Raw genomic sequence first — 19,614 nt, 5'->3', positions numbered from 1 at the left:
GTTATGGAAAACCAAAGAAAAAACTCTTGCAATCGCGAGAGCACTGAGATTCAATCCCGCGGTATGAGGGGACTAATCGCCCGCATTGCTTGTTTGACTGGTACCGCGCTTCTCTTCGCGGTCGCCAGCGGCGTGCTGCACGCCGGTGACGTGAAAAATGCCCGAGTCTGGGCAGGTCCCGAATACACCCGCGTCGTTTTCGACCTTTCCGGCCCCACCCCCTACAAACTCAGCCGCGATGGCGATCGTGTTTTGCTCGATTTGAGCGACAGTCGCGTTCTAGGCAGCTTCGATGCCGCGACGCAGGGCCTTCTGAAAGGCCTCAGCAGCGCTCGTCAGGGCGGTGGCGTTCGCCTGACGGCTTCGGTGGCGCCGGGCAGTCAGACCAAGAGCTTTGTCCTTGGCCCGTCGGGTTCGGCGGGCTATCGCCTGGTGCTGGATCTTTATCCGGGTGTCGCTGGTGCTGCGCCGTCGCATAAGTCGGTTCCCGCCGACGCGGTGGCTGAGGTAAGCCAGCCAGCTCCCGCAGCCTCGACGTCGACGGCCGATGCTGACGACAACGTTGCACCGCCTCCCGTGGCGACGCCCGTCAGCAAGTCATCCCGCAAGGGCATCACCACACGCCAGGCGGCGCTGCTGATGAATAGCCAGCGCCAGGTCATCGTGGCGGTGGATGCTGGCCATGGCGGCAAGGATCAAGGCGCGCACGGCCCTGACGGCACGCTCGAGAAGGACGTGACGCTTGCCGTAGCACGTGATTTGGCGGCACAGATCAATCGCCAGCCGGGCATGAAGGCCATCCTTACACGCGATGGCGATTACTTCATTCCGTTGAAGCAGCGCTACGAAATTGCGCGCCAGAATCAGGCGGATCTGTTCATCGCCATCCACGCGGACTCCTACACCAGCAGCGACGCCCGCGGCGCGTCGGTATGGGTGTTGTCCTCGCGCGGCAAGAGCTCGGTCGCGGCACAGATGCTGGCGGATCGTGAAAACAGTTCGGATCTGATCGGTGGCGTTTCACTCGCGTCGGAGAACGACAGTCTCGCCTCCGTGCTGCTCGATATGCAGCAGGGCTGGGCGGTGCAGGCGAGCGACACGGTTGCGCAGAACGTATTGAACGCGTTGTCGGCGTTGGGTCCGACCCACCGCGGCTACGTCGAGCATGCGAATTTCGTGGTGCTGCGTTCGCCCGACGTCCCGTCGATCCTGGTGGAGACGGCATTTATCAGCAATCCCACCGAAGAGCACCGGCTGCGTGACGCAGGCCATCAGCAGGAGCTGGCGACTGCCGTCATGGACGGCGTGAAGAGCTATTTCTCGAACAATCCCCCGCCTGGAACCTGGTTTGCCATGGAAGCGGCGCGTCGCAAGGGCATTGTGGTCGATGGCGGCAGTGAAGTGGCTTCCACCGGCAAGCCGGCCGATAAGGTGGCCGACAGCGACGGCTCCCCCCCGGCCGATGCCGACGTTCGCGACATGCATCGTGTCGAGACGGGTGAAAGCCTGCGCAGCATCGCCAAGCAATACGGCGTGAGCGTCGATTCGCTGAAGAGCATCAACGGCATCAGCAGTAACAGCGTTCGCCCTGGGATGATGCTGGAAATTCCGGATAGTTGATGGTGGGCAAGCGCTGTTAAGCTTGCCAAATGCCCCGGATCAAACCGCTTCCCTCTGATCTCATCAACCAGATCGCCGCCGGCGAAGTCATCGAACGACCGTCCTCGGTCGTCAAGGAACTGGTCGAGAACAGCCTCGACGCAGGCGCCACGCGCATCGAGGTCGATATCGAGCTGGGCGGCGCCCGACTGATTCGCGTTCGCGACGATGGCGACGGCATCGCCGCCGACGATTTGCCGCTGGCCGTGGCATCGCATGCGACGAGCAAGATCGGTAGCTTCGACGATCTGGAGCACGTCGCGAGCATGGGTTTCCGTGGTGAAGCGCTGGCTTCCATGTCGTCGGTGGCACGTTTTGCCATGACGTCGCGCTTGCGCGGGCAGGACAATGCCTTTCGTATCGAAGTCGACAGCGGACGCATGCAGGCGGCACGTCCTGCACAACATCCGCAAGGCACCAGCGTCGAAGTGCGCGATTTGTTTTACAACGTGCCCGCACGACGCAAATTTCTTCGTGCCGAACGTACCGAGTTCGCGCATATCGACGATCTGCTCAAATCGCTCGCGCTAGCGCGCAGTCAGGTCGAATTCCGGCTGAGTCACAACGGCAAGTCGGTGCGTGTCTGGAAAGCGGCGCGCGACGATCAGGCCATGCTGATGCGCGTTGCCGAAGTGCTGGGCGAGGAGTTTCCTCAACAAAGTCTGCGCATCGACCACGCTACGGCAGGCATGCGTTTGTCCGGTTGGGTGGGTTTGCCCACGGCTTCGCGCCCGCAGGCGGATGCGCAGTATTTCTACGTGAATGGACGATTGGTGCGCGATCGCGTTGTCGCGCATGCGGTGCGTCAGGCGTACGCGGACGTGCTGTTCCATGGGCGATACCCCACGTTTGTGCTTTACCTCGATCTCGATCCGGTGGGTGTCGATGTGAACGTTCATCCGGCGAAAAGCGAAGTGCGTTTTCGCGAGCAGCGCCTGGTCCACGATTTTTTGTTCCGCACTTTGCACGAAGCGCTGGCCGAAACGCGTGCAGGGCACGTTTCGCAGCCCGAAGGTACGACATGGTCTTCAGCACCGATGGCTTCAACACCGGCCATGCCGTCGTACAACAACAGCTGGCAGAGCAATCACACGCAAAGCCGCTTGCAGCTGGGTGTGCGCGATGAACCGTTGGCCGGTTATGCCGCGTTGCTGGGAGAGCCGGAGGCGCTTCAAGTCAACGCCGCGCAGCCGATGCCGTCAGCCAATGATGACGATGTTCCACCGCTCGGCTATGCCATTGCACAGCTGAAAACCATCTACATCCTTGCCGAGAATGCGCATGGTCTCGTTCTCGTCGACATGCATGCTGCGCACGAACGCATTACGTACGAAAAGCTCAAGTCCGGTCGCGCATGCAGCAATCTTCGTTCGCAAATGCTGCTGGTGCCGTTGTCGGTTGCTGTAAGCGCGAAGGAAGCCGCTGCGGCCGAAGAGCATGGCGAAGCGCTGGCGGATTGGGGGCTGGAGTTGTCGCGCAGTGGCCCATCAGCGGTTGTGGTGCGACGCATTCCAGCGCTGCTTGAAGGCGCGGATGTGGCGGAACTTACACGCAGCGTCCTGGGTGAGCTGGCGCAACACGGTAGCTCGCGACAATTGCAGGAAGTGGAAAACGAACTGCTGTCCACCATGGCGTGCCATGGCTCCGTGCGTGCCGGTCGTCGTCTCACGACGACCGAAATGAACGCACTGCTGCGAGAGATGGAAGCGACCGAGCGATCCGGCCAGTGCAACCACGGTCGCCCGACCTGGGTGCAGATCAACATGAGCGAACTGGATAAGCTATTTCTTCGCGGTCGTTAAGAATCGCTTGAAAGGCCCGCAAATGGATGGCCATACTCGAGCCTTCTTGCAACGGGCGGAGCAAACCCCATGTGGCGTAATGTCCTGGCCGGACTGATTTTGAGTACTGGAGTAGCCCTAGTGCATGCCGATACCCCCACCCACGCTGTTGCGCCGGATAACTACACGCAGAGCATCGAAAAATGGCGCGCCGATCGTGTGGCAAAGCTTACGGCTCCCGATGGCTGGCTCAGTCTGATCGGTCTTGAATGGTTGCAGGAAGGCGCCAATCGCGTCGGCAGCGCGACGGACAACGACATCGTGCTGCAGGCGGGTCCCGCGCACCTGGGCGTGGTGACGTTGGATAAAACCGGGCAGGTGCATATCAAGCTTGCACAAGGAAGCGGCGCAACGATTGATGGCAAATCCGTGAGTGATGCGACATTGATCGACGATGCGCACGTGACGGGCAATGCATCGCCGACACTTGTGGTATTGGGTAGCGCAAACTTTTATGTCATCGACCGCGAAGGTCGCAAGGCGTTGCGCGTCAAGGACAGCACCTCAACGACGCGTCAGCACTTTCTCGGTATCGATTATTTTCCGATCGATCCGTCCTGGCGCATCGTTGCCGATTGGGTGCCGTTCAATCCGCCACACGATCTTCAGGTGGGCTCGGTGATCGGCACCATCGATACCGTCAAGGTGCCGGGCAAGGCCGTCTTTACGCGTGACGGACATACGTACGAGTTGCTTCCGTATCAGGAAGAGCCCGGTGGTGAGTTGTTCTTTGTGCTGGCCGATCGCACGTCCGGCCACGAAACATATGGTGCAGCGCGTTTCCTCTATGCCGCGTTGCCGGTGAACGGGAAGGTCGTGCTGGATTTCAACCAGGCTTACAACCCGCCGTGCGCATTCACATCATTCGCGACCTGTCCGCTGGCACCGCCGGAAAACCGGCTCGATTTGCGCATCGCGGCTGGCGAAAAGAAGTATCGCGGCGGTCACTGACGCGCTGCTTCGCTGCATCGTCTTTCCAGCATTCTGCGGAACGACGATGCAGCACGCGTGCCATTATTTTCCTTTGAACACCGCTTTTCGCTTCTCCAGAAATGCACTGGTACCTTCGCGCATATCTTCCGTCGAGAACGCCAGCGCAAACCCTTGCGTTTCGAATTCCAACCCCTGATCGATCGACGTCTCACCGCCTTGCAGCACGGCGTCGAGAATGCCGGCGGCTGCCAAAGGCGCGGCGGCAGCTAGTTGATCGGCCAGCGCGTTGACGGTCTCGTCCAACGCCTCGGGTGCAACTACGCGGTTCACTACGCCCAGCTCGTAAGCACGCTGCGCAGTGATCGTGGCACCTGTAAGACAGAGCTCCAGCGCCGCGCTGCGGCCAGCCAGGCGCAACAGGCGTTGCGTGCCGCCGAAGCCGGGAATCAGCCCCAGATTGATTTCCGGCTGACCGAACTTTGCTTTCTCACTGGCAATGCGCAGATGGCACGCCATCGCCAATTCCATGCCGCCGCCCAACGCGAAGCCTTGAATGCGCGCGATGACGGGTTTGCCGAGTCGCTCGATGCTGCTCATCAATCGCTGACCTGTACGCGAGAAGCCCTGCGCTTGGACAGGTGTGTAGCCATGCATCTCACTGATGTCCGCGCCAGCGACAAAGGCCTTCTCACCGGATCCGGCCAATACCACCGCGCGTACGGCGTCGTCCTGCGCGGCCTGCGTGAACGCCAGGGTCAGCTCGTTCAAGGTGTCGCGGTTGAGCGCATTGAGCTTGTCCGGCCGATTGACGGTAATCGTGCGTACGGCATCGCGATTGCCGATTTCAAGGTTGCGGTAGGCCACGGTCGACTCCGTATTGAAGATAAAGCACTGATTTTAGCAGCGGGAACCTTTGTCGATCCGTGCTTTCTCAGACAGACCTTGATTGACGGTGCTGAAAAGGTGGCACAGCTGCAAGAAATGGCCGAACCGCTTAGGATGGCGGCTTTGGCCGTATGCTTGCCGCCATGGAGAAAGTAATGGCATACACGCGTTGGCTGGTCCCGGTTTTCTTGCTGCTTGCCGCATGCGCGGTTCAGGCACAGGAACCGCTTGCGCCCAGCCCACCGCCGAAGCAAGCGCCGCCGCCACCGCCGGTCAAGATCGACAAGTACAAGCTTTCCTACGCGATCGGCTATCACCTCGGTACCCAGCTTTCCGGTGGCGACTTCCCGGCAGGTGTGGACATCAACGTAGTGCGAAAGGCCATGGAGGATGGTTACGACAAGCGTCCGCCTGCCGTCACCAAGGAAGACATGTTCGAGCAATTGTCTGGCCTGGGTGAACACATACGCGAAGAGGCCGTTTCCGAATTCAATCGCATCGCTGCCGACAACGCGCGCAAGAGCACGGATTTTCTGACCCACAACGCCACGCAGGCTGGCGTGGTGCAGCTGCCGTCGGGTATTCAGTACTCGGTGATCAAAAAGGGTGACGGTACAGTCAATCCCGGCGTCGATAGCCTGGTGACGGTGAACTATCGCGGCATGCTGATCGACGGCACCGAATTCGATAGCACCTGGGCGCACGGCTCGCCGGTAAGCTTCACGGTGGACCGCGTCATCCGTGGCTGGCAGTACGTCATTCCGCATATGCACGTGGGCGATCGCTGGAAAGTGGTGATTCCGCCGCAGCTGGCCTATGGCGAGCGCGGTGCGTTGCCGCGTATCGGACCCAATCAGGCGCTGGTGTTCGACATCGAACTGCTCGATATCAAGCCGCCAAATCCTCAATCTGCGGGTCCATAAGCCAAATTGCCGTGTGCGGGAAGGGGCGGCTGCGTTAGCATATTGGGCGCATGTCGAACACTTCCCCGCTTCCCGCCCAAGCCATTCTCAGCCCGTGCATCGGCATCTGCCAGCTCGATCCACAGGGCTACTGTCTCGGTTGCTACCGCACGGGCGATGAAATCGCTCGCTGGCGGAGCATGAGCGAGACCGAGCGCTCTCATTTCATGGACGTGGTGCTTCCCGCACGCGAGCCCACATGATGATGGACGACCTGCAGCGCGCGTTGCGTCCGCTGTCGCAACCGCCGTCGGCGCCAGGTTGGAACCATGCGCAGATGTCGGACTTGCTGGGCAATACCGAACGCTATCCTGCCGCTGTGCTCATCGGTTTGCGCGACGGGGACGAACCGCGCATGGTGTTCACAGTGCGCACCGATCATCTGAGCTCGCACGCGGGGCAGGTTTCGTTCCCCGGTGGCCGTACGGACCCCACCGATGAAGACGCTATAGTCACCGCATTGCGCGAAAGCGAGGAAGAAATCGGGCTCGACCGAACATTGGTCACGCCGATGGGTTATCTCGACTGCTTCGAGACGATCAGCGGCTTTTGCATCACGCCGGTCGTCGCGCGCATTGCACCCGAAGCACGCTTCCATCCCGCGCCGGACGAAGTGGCCGAAGTATTCGAAGTGCCGCTCGCTTTCTTTCTTGAGCGCGACAACCTCAAGCGCTACACCATGGAGTTTCGAGGACATCGCCGCGCGATGGTGGAATTCGAACACGGTGGTCACCGCATCTGGGGCGCCACCGCCGCGATGTTGGAAAACCTGTTGCAGAGGATGGAGCACGCATGAAAACCACGCTGATTTCCGTCACCGAGCTTGCTGCATTGAAATCTGACGATGTCTTGATCGTCGATTGCCGCTACGACCAATTCGATGCGCAAAAGGGCGAGCGCGATTATCACACCGAGCACATTCCCGGTGCCGTCTTCGCGAGCCTCGATCATGATCTGGCGGATCTCGGTCGTATCCCGCTTGGACTTGGACGTCATCCATTGCCCTCGGAAGAAGCATTCTCAGCGTCGCTCGGAAAATGGGGCTGGGGTCCGGGTCTGCAGGTCGTTTGCTACGACGCTGGGAACGGTGCGCTTGCGGCCGCACGTTTGTGGTGGTTGCTGCGCGTGACGGGGATAAAGGAGGCTGCGGTGCTCGACGGTGGTTTCGCTGCGTGGAAGTCAGCGGGACAGCCCGTCGAACAAGCGACGCCTCAGCGCAAGCCGATGCACGTATCGTTGCACTACGACGCGAGCCAATTCCTTGTCGATCACGCAGCTGCAGGCAAGTTGAAGCAAGAGTTGCTGCTCGACGCACGTGCGACGCCGCGCTATCGCGGCGAGGTGGAGCCGCTCGATCGCGCGGCAGGTCATGTGCCGGGCGCGGCAAATCGGCCGTTCACCGAGAATCTGGAAGCGGATGGACGCTTCAAGCCCGCCGCGACGCTGAAGCAGGAATTTCTCACCGTGCTCGGCAACCGCGCGCCGAACCAAGTCGTGCACATGTGCGGATCGGGTGTGACGGCGTGCCATAACCTGCTCGCGATGGAACACGCCGGACTTTCCGGCTCGCGTCTTTATGCCCCTTCCTGGAGCGGATGGGTGAGCGATCCCTCGCGACCCATCGAAACGAGTGCCGGCGGTACCGGCAGCTCGTAACCGTCGAAGATCGCGTCAGTCCTTCTTCTTGAGGCGCGCCACGAGTTGCTGCAGGGTGGCTTGTGTCTGTGGGTGATAGAACGCATCGACGAAAGTATCGATCGGCAACGCATCGACGTCGGCGTAGGCCGACGCCAAATCGGCGCGTGCAATCTGGCGAGTGCCGAGCATCGCGTGTGCAGGCAGCGCCAGCATGTCGTTGAGCCATTGCAGCGCACGCGTAGTCACCTGATCGACGGCGGTGAGTTCATCCACAAAACCGCACGTCAACGCTTGTTGCGCATCGATCAACGCACCCGATACCAGCAGGCGTTCCGCCCGATAAGCCCCGACGATGCGGCGCAATGCCATTTGAATACAATCGGGCGCAATCAAGCCAACCTGCACTTCATTGAGGCCAATGCGATACGGGCCTTCCGCCATTACACGGTAATCGCAGAACAGCGAAAGCACGGCGCCGCCTGCAGGACTATGGCCCGTAATGGCTGCAACAACCGGTACGGGCGAGTGCGCCAGCGTCGCGCAGGTCACGAAGAATTCGCGCCAGAATCCGCGCACCCCGGCGCGGTCGAGCGTGAGCAGGGTCGGAACATCCACGCCCGCGGAAAACATGCCTTGCGTACCTGACAACACGACACCGCGTGCGCCGCCTTGAACTGCTTCATTCACTCCATTTTGAATCGCGCGCAACAGATCGATGTTGAGCGCGTTGACGGGCGGCCGTGCCATCTGGATTTCGGTGATGGCATCGTGCTTGATGAGATTGAGCATGGTTGGCTCCAAAGAGAAGGTCAGGATTGAGGCTGATCGTCGGCCGTCCACGTGTAGCGCACGGCGTAATCGAGCGTTGCTTTTCCGTTCGCTGGTACGTCGATGCGAAATTCCAGCGTGTCGGTTGTCTGTTTGCTTGGCTTGGTGGTGGAAGATGTCACTGTCCACGCACGCCAGCGATTTGGGTGTTCGCGCACCAGCACTGTGCGCGCCGTGTCGCCGGTGTTGGTCAGCGTAATGCGGAACGCCTCGTCCAACGTGCGGCCGGCCTTGTCGACGTGGAAGCTTGTGCGTTCGCGGTTACCGCGAAGGTCGAAAGCAGTGCCGAGCGTGATGGTGGCATCTGCACCCTTCGGCGTGTCGTTGATACGCCCTTCGCCGATGAATTGCGGTACGCCGTTGCGATCCGCTGTCAATACGCGCAAATAACCGGCAGGCAAGCTATCGAATGCCGTCAGGCGGAACGTGCTGGTGATGCTGGTGTTGTTATCGGTGTTGAATTGATCGTTCAACATTGGCTGCGGTGGCATCCAGTTGCCACCGTTCTCGTAAAGAGCCGTGCGCTCGCACGTCATGGTTCGCGCTGCATAAAGCGGCACCTGACTGATACTGCCATCCGGGAGATCGACAGGAGCGGGCAGGGCGTAGCTACGATAGTCCGCCAGTGTGGATTGTTCAGGCATGGCACCGGCCATCGCTGTGGCCTCGGGAATGGCTTTCGCCATCATCATGGGACGCGGTCCCGATGGCTTGGCGAAATTCGGTTCACCGGCGATCAGCGTCACCTTGGCATCGTGCCAGTCTCGACCGCTACGATTGGCAATGCTTGCGCGCGACTCGAATTGCATGCTGCAAGCGCTACCGGATTGAAGTGTCGCCACGTACGCTGCGCGCCAACCGATGCCCGAGGTGGGATAGCTCAGCACAGCGTTCGCCCCGCCGCTGCGCGATGCGTCGACGCGCAAGCGCAAGATTGAGCCGGTAGGAAAGCTGTCACTGCCGGTGTTTACAGCGGCATAGTTGCGCACAAGTGTGGTCCCACCGCTGGCGTTACTGACCACCAAGCCGTCATCGCCCGCGCGAAGCAGCGTGCCGCTCGCGAGCGGCTGACCATTATCGCCAAGCACATTGATCGCGCTGCCGGTTAAACCTGTAAGCGCGGCATTGGCGCCCTGGCCCAACAGCAAACGTTGTGAGATGACCTTTGCTTCACCGCCGGGAAAGCCCAGTGCCATGGCTTCAGCATCCAGGTTGTTCGGCAGATCCCCAATGACTATGTCGTGCACACCGGATTGCAACGACACGCTGCGCTGCTCGCGCACCACCGCATAACCCTCGTCGATGGAGCCACTGCCGTTGCTCGCGTAGAGGCCTGGGTTGTCGCTGCGATAAAGCGTTATCGACGCATTGTCCGCAGCCCGGGCCAGCGACGCGGAACAAAAAACGGCACAGGCAACGGCGAGGGCGGTTCGATGTTGAATCGTCATGGGAGCGCTCCATCGGCAGGGGTCCGCCGCCATCATAACGATGCTGTGTGAACGCCGTATTCGGTTTAGGCAGCTGCCTTGGTGATCGATTCGCGAACCGTATGGGGAAGCGGTACGGACTTGCCGCTGGCCGGATCCATCCAGACCATCACCACGTTGCCGTCGCAATACAGCAGGCTATCGTCGTTGGCATCGACAATTCGATGGCCGATCGTCATGGAACTGTTGCCCAGCCGCGTGCAGAACAGCTCAACGACAACCTGCGCCGGCCATTCGATCGGGCGACGATAGTTGAGATCGCTGGCTGCCATCACCGGTGCCGCATGGGCGGTCATCCACATTCCCGGCAGTTGCTGCAACCATTGCAGACGCGCTTCTTCCAGAAAGGTGAGAAAGCTTGAATTGTTGACGTGATTGAATGCATCGAGATCACGCCAGCGCACGCTGATCGATGCTGTATGCAGCAACACGGTATCGCTGTTTGAATCGTTCGAATCCATGCTTACGAAGCTACCCTGCGTTTGGCCTTGGTGGTGCTCTGGTTGATCTTCGTGCTGGCTGCTTTTACAGGCTTCAAATGAGGCGCAAGGAAGTGGCCGGTATGTGAGTTAGGTGTAGCGGCCACGGTTTCCGGCGTACCTGTCACCAGAATGCGGCCGCCGCCGGAACCGCCTTCCGGTCCCAGGTCGACAATCCAGTCAGCGGTTTTGATCACATCGAGATTGTGCTCGATCACGACGACCGTGTTGCCTTGTTCGACCAGCTGATGCAGCACATCGAGCAACTGTTCGATATCGTGGAAATGCAGGCCCGTGGTGGGTTCGTCGAGAATGTAGAGCGTGCGTCCGGTGTCGCGCTTGGAAAGCTCCTTGGATAGCTTCACGCGCTGCGCCTCGCCACCCGATAGCGTGGTCGCGCTTTGTCCAAGCTTGATGTAATCCAGACCCACGGCACGCAGCGTGTCGAGTTTGCGCGCAATGGTGGGTACGTTCTCGAACAGCTTCGATGCGTCTTCCACCGTCATGCCGAGTACGTCGGCAATCGTGTGCCCCTTGTAGAGAATCTCTAGCGTTTCGCGGTTGTAGCGTTTGCCGTGGCAGACGTCGCAAGGCACATACACGTCTGGAAGGAAGTGCATTTCCACCTTGATCATGCCGTCGCCTTCGCACGCTTCGCATCGGCCGCCACGCACGTTGAAGCTGAAGCGGCCGGGCGTGTAGCCGCGCGAACGCGCTTCCGGAACCTGTGCAAACAGCTCGCGCAGCGGCGTGAAAAGGCCGGTGTACGTGGCTGGATTCGAGCGCGGTGTGCGCCCGATGGGGGACTGGTCGATGTCCACCACCTTGTCGAACAGTTCCATGCCTTCGATCGATTTGTAGGGTGCGGGCTGCGTGCTCGAACCATTCAATTCTGCCGCCGCAAGCGCGAACAACGTGTCGTTGATCAGTGTCGACTTGCCGGAGCCAGATACACCCGTGACGCATGTAAACAGACCGGCAGGAACGGCCAGATCGACATTCTTCAGATTGTTGCCGGTCGCGCCTTTCAGATACAGCCAGGAATCTTTATCGAGCTGTTCGCGGCGCTCTTCAGGTATTTTGATTCCGCGCTTACCGGAGAGAAATTGACCGGTGACGGAACGCGGCGATGAAAGAATGTCCTTCATCGTACCTTGCGCAACGATTTCGCCGCCATGCACGCCCGCTCCGGGGCCGATATCCAGAACGTGATCGGCCGCGCGAATAGCATCCTCGTCGTGTTCAACGACGATCACGGTGTTACCCAAATCGCGTAGGCGAGTCAGCGTGCCGAGCAAGCGTTCGTTATCGCGCTGATGCAAACCGATCGACGGTTCGTCCAGCACGTACATCACGCCGACAAGGCCTGCGCCGATTTGCGATGCCAGACGAATGCGCTGCGCTTCGCCACCCGACAGCGTATCGGCCTGACGATCGAGGGTGAGGTAATTTAAGCCCACGTCGTTGAGGAAGGTCAGGCGCTCGCGAATTTCCTTCACGATCTTCACGGCAATTTCGCCACGCCAGCCGGTGAGTTTCAATGTGTCGAAGAACCCTAGTGCGTCGTCGATAGAGCGCGCCGTGAGTACAGGTAATGCCTGGTCGGCGACGAACACGTTGCGCGCCGAGCGATTCAAGCGTTGGCCGTTGCACTCCGGGCAGGGATTGTCGGTGATGTATTTCGCCAGCTCCTCGCGCACGGCAGGCGATTCGGTTTCCTTGTAGCGTCTTTCCAGGTTCGGCAGGATGCCTTCGAACGCATGCTCGCGCGTGACTTTGCCGCCACGTTCGGTGAGGTAGCGGAACGCGATCTTCTCTTTGCCGCTTCCGTACAGAATGGCTTGCTGCACGGTTTTGTTGAGCTTCTGCCATGGTGTATCGACATCGAAGCCGTAGTGGTTGGCCAGCGACATGATCAGCTGGAAGTAGTGCGCATTGCGGCGATCCCATCCGCGCACGGCGCCGCTGGCCAGCGACAATTCCGGATGCCCCACGACACGGTCGGGCGAGAACACCTGTGTCACGCCCAGGCCATCGCATGAAGGACACGCACCCACGGGCGAGTTGAACGAGAACAGGCGCGGCTCGAGTTCGGGCAGCGAGTAATCGCAAACCGGACAGGAATAGCGCGAGGAGAACAATTGTTCATTCGCCTTGGCGTCATCCATGTCCACAACAATGGCCAGGCCGTCACCCAAACGCAGGGCCGTCTCGAACGATTCGGCCAAGCGTTGCTTGATGTCGTCGCGTGGACGGAAGCGGTCGATCACCGCTTCGATGGTGTGCTTTTGTCGCAGCGTGAGTGCCGGCACGGCGTCTAGATCGTGCACCGTGCCATCGACGCGCGCGCGCACGAAACCCTGCGCGCGCAATTGTTCGAACACTTGCACGTGCTCGCCCTTGCGCTCGCGAATCACGGGCGCAAGCAACATGAAGCGCCTTTCCGGATTCATCGCCAGCGTGGTGTCGACCATCTGGCTGACCGTTTGCGCTTCCAGCGGAATGCCGTGATCGGGACAGCGCGGCGTGCCGACTCGTGCGTACAGCAGGCGCAGGTAGTCGTAGACCTCGGTGATGGTGCCGACCGTCGAACGCGGGTTGTGCGAGGTGGATTTCTGCTCGATCGAGATGGCCGGGGAGAGGCCCTCGATGTGGTCGACGTCCGGCTTCTCCATCATCGAGAGGAACTGGCGGGCATAGGCTGACAGCGACTCCACGTATCGACGCTGCCCCTCGGCGTAAATGGTGTCGAACGCCAGCGAGGATTTGCCTGAACCCGACAGGCCGGTGATCACGATCAACCGATCGCGTGGCAGGTCAAGGTCGATGTTTTTGAGGTTGTGCGTGCGCGCGCCGCGGATGCGTATGGTGTCCATTACGCCTGGATATTTGGGGGATCGTTCACTATAGCAAGAGGGTGCGTTCAGACCGTGTCGGGATCGAAAAAACCTGCTGACAACGTGGTGTCAGCAGAATCGTTTTAGAGCTCTCTAGGCAGCGAAGCGCAGGGCGAATATGCTCGGCCGCTGTTTCTCAGATTCCCGATACAAGCGGAGGGTGTGACATGGCGGTAAGCAAGTGGGTGATGGGTGCAGGCCTGTGCGTGGCACTGGCATCCGGTTCGGCCATCGCCGCACCGCCGACCGAGGCGAAGGTGCAGCAACTGATCGAGATGATGGGCGTGCCGGCACAGTTCACCGACATGAACAACCAGATGACCTCCATGATGAGTCTGCAATTCCCTTGCGTGGAAGCGAGCTACTGGCAGACCTACATCGACAAGAACGGCCAGCAGCAGCTGGTCCAGGCGATGATTCCCGCCTATCAGCACCATTTCTCGGCTGAAGACGTCGACGGGCTGATCAAGTTCTACAAGACCCCGCTTGGCCAGAGGCTGGTGAGCCAGATGCCGGCCACCATGACCGAGGCCGCCCAGGCGGTTCAGCAGTGGGGTCGCCAACGCACCACCGAGATGTTCTCCGAGCTGCAGAAGTCGGGGAAACTGGACGCCCAGGGGCGGTGCCCGGCCTCGACCTCGGGTGGCAGTAGTGGCAGCCCGACGGCGCCTTCGGGTGGCGGTTCGCCGGGCCAGCCTTAAGTCTGAACGGGGCGCCGGAGGCCCTTTCAGCGCTCTGGTCACTTGTTGACCAGAAAAGCGCTCACTCGATATAATCCTCAGTTCACTGCGCCCGAATAGGTCGCGGTGAACCCAAGAGAATAACGACAGAAGGGCTATTGCCATGAGTTATGCAGTCATCAAGACCGGCGGCAAGCAATACCGCGTCCAGCAGGGCGATGTCCTGCGCGTGGAACTGCTGAACGCCGAAGAAGGCGCCAACGTGAAGTTTGACCAGGTGCTGCTGGTCGGCTCCGGTGAAACCATCACCGTCGGCGCACCCACCGTATCGGGCGCCACCGTGAGCGCCACCGTGCGCAAGCATGGCCGCGCCGATAAGGTCCGCATCGTCAAGTTCCGCCGCCGCAAGCACTACAAGAAGCAGCAGGGACATCGTCAGCATTTCACCGAAGTCGAGATCACGGGCATCAACGCCTGATCAGCCGGAGTAGAGAGTCATGGCACATAAAAAAGGCGTAGGTTCATCCCGCAACGGTCGCGATTCGAACCCCAAATACCTCGGTGTGAAGGTCTACGGTGGTCAGGCCATCGAAGCCGGTAACATCATCGTGCGTCAGCGCGGCACCAAGTTCCATGCCGGTACAGGCGTGGGTCTGGGTCGTGACCACACGCTCTTCGCGCTGGTCGACGGCAAGGTCGAATTCAAGACCCGCGGCGAGAACAATCGCAAGTTCGTCAACGTCGTCAAGGGCTAATCCCCTTCCGGCGCGATAGCGAAGGCCCCGCTTGGCGGGGCCTTTGTTTTTATATAAAGGCTGCTTGATCGCGAGTCCGCCCGTGATGCGATTACGCCTCGCGAATCGACACCGTCATTGCGGCGAAGGCCCGAATCCAGTGACTTCGGTGTTGAATCAAGCGTTGTTGCTAGATTGCTCGCCTTCGCGGAGCGCCATCTAGCTATGAGGCACTAACCTTGCGATAACGTCACTGGATTCCGGCCTTCGTCGGAATGACGGTGTGGCAAGATCGCTTATCCCCGCCTATCCCCACTGTTCCCCAACTCCGGCCCAAGCCCATGAAATTCGTCGACGAAGCGATCATCAAAGTCCACGCTGGGGACGGTGGCAACGGCTGCATCAGTTTCCGCCGCGAGAAGTTCATCCCGTTTGGCGGTCCGGATGGCGGTGACGGCGGCACGGGTGGCTCTGTGTGGCTCGTTGCCGATGAAGGACTCAATACCCTTATCGACTTCCGTCATCAGCGCAGCTTCAAGGCGCAGCGCGGACAGAACGGCATGGGCAGCGACATGTACGGCAAGGGCGGCGAAGACACTTCCATTCGCGTGCCGGTCGGAACGGTTGTGACCAACGTCGACACCGACGAGCAGATCGGCGATCTCACCTCGCACGGCCAGCGCTTGCTTGTCGCGCAGGGCGGCAAGGGTGGTCTGGGCAATATCCACTTCAAGAGTTCGGTCAATCGGGCACCGCGTAAGTCGACGCCGGGTACGCCCGGCGAAGCGCGCGAGTTGAAGTTGGAGCTGAAGCTACTTGCCGATGTCGGGTTGCTCGGATTTCCTAACGCCGGCAAATCCACTTTCATTCGCGCCGTATCGGCTGCAACGCCGCGTGTGGCGGATTATCCGTTCACCACGTTGCATCCCAATCTCGGTGTTGTCAGCCTTGGTACGGATCAGAGTTTTGTGATTGCCGACATTCCTGGCCTGATCGAAGGTGCGGCGGAAGGTGCGGGTTTGGGCATTCAATTCCTGCGTCACCTTGCACGCACGCGTTTGCTTCTGCATCTGGTCGATGTCGCGCCGATGGATGGTTCCGACGTCGTTGAGCAAGTGCATGCCATCGAGCAGGAATTGGAGAAGTTCGATCCCGAGCTTCTCGGGCGCCCGCGCTGGCTGGTGCTTAACAAGGCCGACGTGTTGCCCGAAGACGAGCGTCAGGCTGTTGCGGAAGACATCGTGAAACGCCTTGGTTGGACGCAGCCTTGGTTCCTGGTCTCGGCGATCGCGCGCGAAAACACAATGGCTGTGTGTCAGCAGGTGCAACAGTTCTTCGAACAGCAAAAGCAGGCACGCGAAGGACGCAGCGACATGCTGCCGGGCGATGTGCGCCTGCGTGGCGAAGATCGCGAATAGGACGATCTACAGGGTCGCCTGATCGCGGCTCATCGTTCATCATGTGACCTTTGCGGCCACAGGCCGCCGTTTGGAGGCCTTGATGAGCAATCGCCGCGATTTTCTTAAAACCACTTTGCTGGCCACATCCGCGCTGGCGGTTGTTCCACGCATCTCGCGCAGCGCTACACCATTCACCGGTTCCGTTCCCGGGAATGTGGGCGCGCGCGTCGTATCGACATGGGACTTCGGCGTTCCTGCCAATCAGGCAGCGTGGTCGGTGCTGGGCCCGGGTGGCAAGCCGCTGGACGCGGTGGAAACGGGCGTGCAGGTGCCCGAGTCGGATCTGCACAATCACAGCGTAGGCAGGGCGGGTTATCCGGACCGCGACGGCAAAGTCACGTTGGACGCCAGCATCATGGATGGCGATGGCCGCTGCGGCGCGGTCGCGGCACTCGAGCACATCGGTCATCCGATCAAGGTGGCGCGCAAGGTGATGGAAAACACACCGCATGTGCTGCTGGTGGGCGATGGCGCCCTGGAATTTGCGCTGCAACAGGGCTTCACCAAGGAAAACCTACTGACGCCCGAGTCGGAAAAAGCGTGGCACGAATGGTTGAAGCAATCGAGCTACAAGCCAGTGGCCAATAGCGAAAACATCGACTATCACCACGCCCAGCAAAGCCTTGGGTTGCCGGGCGGCAAGAACAATCACGACACCATCGGCATGCTCGCCGTCGATGCCAACGGGCGCCTCGCCGGCGCATGCACCACCAGCGGTATGGCGTGGAAGATGCACGGACGAGTAGGCGATAGCCCGATCATTGGCGCCGGTTTGTATGTCGATAACGAAGTCGGCGGCGCCACGTCCACGGGTGTTGGCGAAGAAGTAATTCGTAACGCTGGCAGCTTTCTTGTGGTCGAACTCATGCGGCAGGGCCGCAGCCCGCAAGAAGCGTGCGAAGAAGCCGTGCGACGCATCGTGAAGAAACGTCCCGATGGCGCCAAGGACTTGCAGGTTGGGTTCCTGGCATTGCGGCGCGATGGCGAGTGCGGTGCTTACGCTATCCAGAAAGGTTTCACGTACGCTGTGTGCGATGCGCACAAGCAGGATCTTCTGCTGGCGTCGCCCAGCGTTTATCAGACGACATTCACCTGATGACCACGCAAATCACGTTGGAGATTGCAGCCGGTTCGCTCGCTTCCGCGCAAGCTGCGCAGGAAGGCGGTGCGGATCGTGTCGAACTGTGCGGCAGCCTGGGCGAAGGCGGTATCACGCCTTCTTATGGCGTCATCGCGACAACGCGCGATCATGTGCGCTTGCCCATCTATGTGCTGATCAGGCCGCGTGCGGGCGATTTTCTGTATGGCGATGCCGAATTCGATGCCATGCAGCGCGACATCGAGGCCTGCGCACGCCTCGGTTGCGACGGCGTGGTGGTTGGCGCGCTGACTGCAGAGGGTGTAATTGATCCGCGCTGTCACGGGCTTGTCGCCGCGGCCGGGAAACTCGGTGTGACGTTCCATCGCGCCTTTGACGCCAGTGCAGATCTGCAGCGCTCGCTGGAAGACGTCGTTGCGCTTGGTTGCGAACGCATCCTGACGTCCGGTGGCCGCGCAAATGCATTGCAGGGTGCGGATGTGATTGCCGGACTCGTCAGACACGCCGCTGGCCGTATCGCCATCATGGCCGGAGCGGGCATTCGTTCGGGGAACGTGGCCGATATTGCCCGGCGAACCGGCGCGCATGAATTTCACGGCTCGGCGCGCGGTGTTCATCCGTCGCAGATGCGTTACCGCAATCCGGCACTGCAGGATCTGTCGCCCCATACGGACCAGACCAATGCAGACGAAGTACGCGCCATGAAGAAGCAGTTGCTCGCGTTGCGCTGATCGCCGCTCGCTGAAGGGTCACGCAAACGCCGGACACGAAAAAGCCGACGTTTCCGTCGGCTTTTTTGCCAACCCGTTTGTACGTTGGAGCTTAGGCCAGTTCGCGGATCTTCGCGTTCAGGCGGCTCTTATGACGAGCGGCTTTGTTCTTGTGGATCAGGCCGCGAGCGGCGTAGCGATCCATGACCGGCTGGGCAGCGGTGAATGCGGCCACGGCGCCGTTCTTGTCCTTGGCCTCGATGGCCTTGACGACCTTGCGCAGGGCACTGCGCACCATGGAACGGGCGCTGACGTTGCGCAGGCGGCGCTGCTCGGACTGGCGCGCGCGCTTCTTCGCGGACTTGATGTTAGCCAAGGTAGAACTCCGGAATTGCTTGGTTTGGGTTGGAGAAAGACGGCGATTATGGCTTCAATTTGCCGATGGGTCAAGCGGTTGGGCCGCTTTCGACGGCCCTTCGGCTGGTATTTTCGCCCATTCGAGGCTAGAAGTCTCAGAATGGTTCCGTCTCTGTGCCGGAGCCACGCCTGTGAAGCGTTTCGGAGGGTTACGAAAACTGCTTTTCCTCCATGGTCTGGCGACCTTGGCCGCGGCGATTGGGCTGACTGTATCCCCCGGGACGATACCCGCGGTCGCTGGCATCCATCTGGATCCGGGCTCTTATCTGATCGCCTATCTGCTGGCCGGCGCCGAGTTCGGCCTCTCGTTCCTGTCATTTGGCGGCTGCCGCCTGGCGGATGCACGCGCCCTGCGGCTGATTGCGTACAGCTGCATCGTCTTCCACGGGACATCGGTGGTGCTTGAGGCCTATGTCGCCTGTGGGCAACGAGAAAACACGGTCCTGTGGATCAACATCGCTGCCCGAATCGTCATCATCGCGCTATTCGCCTTCTTCGCTCGCAAGGCGGCCGAATCGGCGTCCGAGTCATAAATCGAAGCCCCGCATCCGATGTCCGCCACGCCAATGCCCGTTGCAGGACCTCGGGCAACTGTCAAAATCCACGCCTGCGCAGCGCGCCATTCAAAGTCATTGAAGAAGTCGGGAGAGGCATGAAGTCGCCAAGCATGTTACGCGGGCTGCTGTCGTTCAGCAGCATGACGATGGTGTCGCGCGTGCTTGGCTTGCTGCGGGATATCTCGATCAGTCACGTCTTCGGCGCCAACGTGGCCACCGACGCGTTCTGGGTGGCGTTTCGCATTCCCAACTGCATGCGCCGCATGTTTGCGGAGGGTTCATTCGCTACCGCCTTCGTGCCGGTCTTTACCGAAGTCAAAGAGAAAGGTAGCCATGAGGACCTGAAGC

General features: G+C 60.4%; 19 protein-coding genes and 1 pseudogene. 14 read left to right on the top strand and 6 right to left on the bottom strand.

Features of this window, described 5'->3' with window-relative positions; all coding sequences use genetic code 11:
- The first annotated feature begins 93 nt into the window (after nucleotides 1-93).
- The 3 genes from VK725_RS01770 to VK725_RS01760 all read left to right on the top strand — a co-directional run bounded on the left by VK725_RS01770 (nucleotide 94) and on the right by VK725_RS01760 (nucleotide 4,451).
- A complete protein-coding gene (locus tag VK725_RS01770) occupies nucleotides 94-1,620 on the top strand; it encodes an N-acetylmuramoyl-L-alanine amidase (protein ID WP_325316346.1) in 1,527 nt (508 codons plus the stop codon).
- Nucleotides 1,621-1,649: 29 nt separating this feature from the next.
- A complete protein-coding gene (gene mutL, locus VK725_RS01765) occupies nucleotides 1,650-3,461 on the top strand; it encodes a DNA mismatch repair endonuclease MutL (protein ID WP_325316345.1) in 1,812 nt (603 codons plus the stop codon).
- Nucleotides 3,462-3,530: 69 nt separating this feature from the next.
- The gene (locus VK725_RS01760; protein WP_325316344.1) at nucleotides 3,531-4,451 is read left to right on the top strand and encodes a DUF1684 domain-containing protein; all 921 of its coding nucleotides are present in this window, start codon (nucleotides 3,531-3,533) and stop codon (nucleotides 4,449-4,451) included.
- A gap of 63 nt (nucleotides 4,452-4,514) precedes the next feature.
- Here the strand turns inward: VK725_RS01760 and VK725_RS01755 are convergent, their stop codons facing one another.
- On the bottom strand, nucleotides 4,515-5,297 hold the full coding sequence (locus tag VK725_RS01755; RefSeq protein WP_325316343.1) for an enoyl-CoA hydratase/isomerase family protein: 783 nt from the start codon (nucleotides 5,295-5,297) through the stop codon (nucleotides 4,515-4,517).
- Nucleotides 5,298-5,473: 176 nt separating this feature from the next.
- Between VK725_RS01755 and VK725_RS01750 the strand changes: the two genes are divergently transcribed.
- The 3 genes and pseudogenes from VK725_RS01750 to VK725_RS01740 all read left to right on the top strand — a co-directional run bounded on the left by VK725_RS01750 (nucleotide 5,474) and on the right by VK725_RS01740 (nucleotide 7,936).
- Nucleotides 5,474-6,241 (top strand): FKBP-type peptidyl-prolyl cis-trans isomerase, encoded by a 768-nt coding sequence (locus VK725_RS01750; RefSeq protein WP_325316342.1) that lies wholly within the window; start codon nucleotides 5,474-5,476, stop codon nucleotides 6,239-6,241.
- 50 nt (nucleotides 6,242-6,291) lie between these two features.
- Nucleotides 6,292-7,076: pseudogene (locus tag VK725_RS01745) on the top strand (CoA pyrophosphatase).
- A complete protein-coding gene (locus VK725_RS01740) occupies nucleotides 7,073-7,936 on the top strand; it encodes a sulfurtransferase (protein ID WP_325316341.1) in 864 nt (287 codons plus the stop codon). Before VK725_RS01745 ends, VK725_RS01740 begins: the two are co-directional and overlap by 4 nt.
- A gap of 15 nt (nucleotides 7,937-7,951) precedes the next feature.
- Here VK725_RS01740 and VK725_RS01735 read toward each other — a convergent pair whose 3' ends face one another.
- The 4 genes from VK725_RS01735 to uvrA all read right to left on the bottom strand — a co-directional run bounded on the left by VK725_RS01735 (nucleotide 7,952) and on the right by uvrA (nucleotide 13,588).
- A complete protein-coding gene (locus VK725_RS01735; RefSeq protein ID WP_325316340.1) occupies nucleotides 7,952-8,707 on the bottom strand; it encodes an enoyl-CoA hydratase/isomerase family protein in 756 nt (251 codons plus the stop codon).
- A 20-nt stretch (nucleotides 8,708-8,727) separates the two neighbouring features.
- Nucleotides 8,728-10,194, bottom strand: a complete 1,467-nt coding sequence (locus VK725_RS01730; protein WP_325316339.1) for a DUF4139 domain-containing protein — start codon at nucleotides 10,192-10,194, stop codon at nucleotides 8,728-8,730.
- A 65-nt stretch (nucleotides 10,195-10,259) separates the two neighbouring features.
- The gene (locus VK725_RS01725; protein WP_325316338.1) at nucleotides 10,260-10,694 is read right to left on the bottom strand and encodes a thioesterase family protein; all 435 of its coding nucleotides are present in this window, start codon (nucleotides 10,692-10,694) and stop codon (nucleotides 10,260-10,262) included.
- Between the two features lie 2 nt (nucleotides 10,695-10,696).
- Nucleotides 10,697-13,588 (bottom strand): excinuclease ABC subunit UvrA, encoded by a 2,892-nt coding sequence (gene uvrA, locus VK725_RS01720; protein ID WP_325316337.1) that lies wholly within the window; start codon nucleotides 13,586-13,588, stop codon nucleotides 10,697-10,699.
- Between the two features lie 188 nt (nucleotides 13,589-13,776).
- On the opposite strand from uvrA, the gene VK725_RS01715 reads away from it, so the two are divergent.
- The 6 genes from VK725_RS01715 (at nucleotide 13,777) to VK725_RS01690 (ending at nucleotide 18,313) form a co-directional block, all read left to right on the top strand.
- Nucleotides 13,777-14,310: a DUF2059 domain-containing protein gene (locus VK725_RS01715; protein ID WP_325316336.1), complete on the top strand. Its 534-nt coding sequence runs from the start codon at nucleotides 13,777-13,779 to the stop codon at nucleotides 14,308-14,310.
- Nucleotides 14,311-14,452: 142 nt separating this feature from the next.
- Entirely contained in the window at nucleotides 14,453-14,767 is a 315-nt protein-coding gene (gene rplU / locus VK725_RS01710; RefSeq protein WP_126672897.1) for a 50S ribosomal protein L21, read from the top strand.
- A 19-nt stretch (nucleotides 14,768-14,786) separates the two neighbouring features.
- Nucleotides 14,787-15,044 (top strand): 50S ribosomal protein L27, encoded by a 258-nt coding sequence (gene rpmA, locus VK725_RS01705; protein ID WP_325316335.1) that lies wholly within the window; start codon nucleotides 14,787-14,789, stop codon nucleotides 15,042-15,044.
- Between the two features lie 320 nt (nucleotides 15,045-15,364).
- Complete coding sequence (gene cgtA / locus VK725_RS01700; protein WP_325316334.1) at nucleotides 15,365-16,441, top strand: Obg family GTPase CgtA; 1,077 nt, start codon at nucleotides 15,365-15,367, stop codon at nucleotides 16,439-16,441.
- Nucleotides 16,442-16,523: 82 nt separating this feature from the next.
- Nucleotides 16,524-17,579, top strand: a complete 1,056-nt coding sequence (locus VK725_RS01695; protein WP_325316333.1) for a N(4)-(beta-N-acetylglucosaminyl)-L-asparaginase — start codon at nucleotides 16,524-16,526, stop codon at nucleotides 17,577-17,579.
- Entirely contained in the window at nucleotides 17,579-18,313 is a 735-nt protein-coding gene (locus VK725_RS01690; RefSeq protein WP_325316332.1) for a copper homeostasis protein CutC, read from the top strand. The genes VK725_RS01695 and VK725_RS01690 overlap by 1 nt, the downstream gene beginning before the upstream one ends.
- A gap of 91 nt (nucleotides 18,314-18,404) precedes the next feature.
- On the opposite strand, the gene rpsT is transcribed toward VK725_RS01690, so the two are convergent.
- Complete coding sequence (gene rpsT, locus VK725_RS01685) at nucleotides 18,405-18,668, bottom strand: 30S ribosomal protein S20 (RefSeq protein WP_325316331.1); 264 nt, start codon at nucleotides 18,666-18,668, stop codon at nucleotides 18,405-18,407.
- A gap of 172 nt (nucleotides 18,669-18,840) precedes the next feature.
- On the opposite strand from rpsT, the gene VK725_RS01680 reads away from it, so the two are divergent.
- Nucleotides 18,841-19,242, top strand: a complete 402-nt coding sequence (locus VK725_RS01680; RefSeq protein ID WP_325316330.1) for a hypothetical protein — start codon at nucleotides 18,841-18,843, stop codon at nucleotides 19,240-19,242.
- A gap of 119 nt (nucleotides 19,243-19,361) precedes the next feature.
- Nucleotides 19,362-19,614, top strand: a 253-nt coding sequence (locus tag VK725_RS01675; protein ID WP_325316329.1) for a lipid II flippase MurJ, incomplete at its 3' end; no start/stop codon positions are given.

It is taken from the genome of Dyella sp. (assembly GCF_035486915.1).
GTDB lineage: Bacteria > Pseudomonadota > Gammaproteobacteria > Xanthomonadales > Rhodanobacteraceae > Dyella_B.
The sequence above is the reverse complement of the archived record's forward strand: the minus strand, read 5'-3'. Positions and strand labels throughout refer to the sequence as shown.

Bases quoted from the DNA above. Each gene is read 5' to 3' on its own strand.
- VK725_RS01740 (WP_325316341.1), top strand. From the start codon at position 7,073: ATGAAAACCACGCTGATTTCCGTCACCGAGCTTGCTGCATTGAAATCT.
- cgtA (WP_325316334.1), top strand. From the start codon at position 15,365: ATGAAATTCGTCGACGAAGCGATCATCAAAGTCCACGCTGGGGACGGT.
- VK725_RS01695 (WP_325316333.1), top strand. From the start codon at position 16,524: ATGAGCAATCGCCGCGATTTTCTTAAAACCACTTTGCTGGCCACATCC.
- VK725_RS01690 (WP_325316332.1), top strand. From the start codon at position 17,579: ATGACCACGCAAATCACGTTGGAGATTGCAGCCGGTTCGCTCGCTTCC.
- uvrA (WP_325316337.1), bottom strand. From the start codon at position 13,588: ATGGACACCATACGCATCCGCGGCGCGCGCACGCACAACCTCAAAAAC.
- VK725_RS01760 (WP_325316344.1), top strand. From the start codon at position 3,531: ATGTGGCGTAATGTCCTGGCCGGACTGATTTTGAGTACTGGAGTAGCC.
- VK725_RS01750 (WP_325316342.1), top strand. From the start codon at position 5,474: ATGGCATACACGCGTTGGCTGGTCCCGGTTTTCTTGCTGCTTGCCGCA.
- mutL (WP_325316345.1), top strand. From the start codon at position 1,650: ATGCCCCGGATCAAACCGCTTCCCTCTGATCTCATCAACCAGATCGCC.
- rplU (WP_126672897.1), top strand. From the start codon at position 14,453: ATGAGTTATGCAGTCATCAAGACCGGCGGCAAGCAATACCGCGTCCAG.
- VK725_RS01715 (WP_325316336.1), top strand. From the start codon at position 13,777: ATGGCGGTAAGCAAGTGGGTGATGGGTGCAGGCCTGTGCGTGGCACTG.
- VK725_RS01730 (WP_325316339.1), bottom strand. From the start codon at position 10,194: ATGACGATTCAACATCGAACCGCCCTCGCCGTTGCCTGTGCCGTTTTT.
- rpmA (WP_325316335.1), top strand. From the start codon at position 14,787: ATGGCACATAAAAAAGGCGTAGGTTCATCCCGCAACGGTCGCGATTCG.
- VK725_RS01725 (WP_325316338.1), bottom strand. From the start codon at position 10,694: ATGGATTCGAACGATTCAAACAGCGATACCGTGTTGCTGCATACAGCA.
- VK725_RS01735 (WP_325316340.1), bottom strand. From the start codon at position 8,707: ATGCTCAATCTCATCAAGCACGATGCCATCACCGAAATCCAGATGGCA.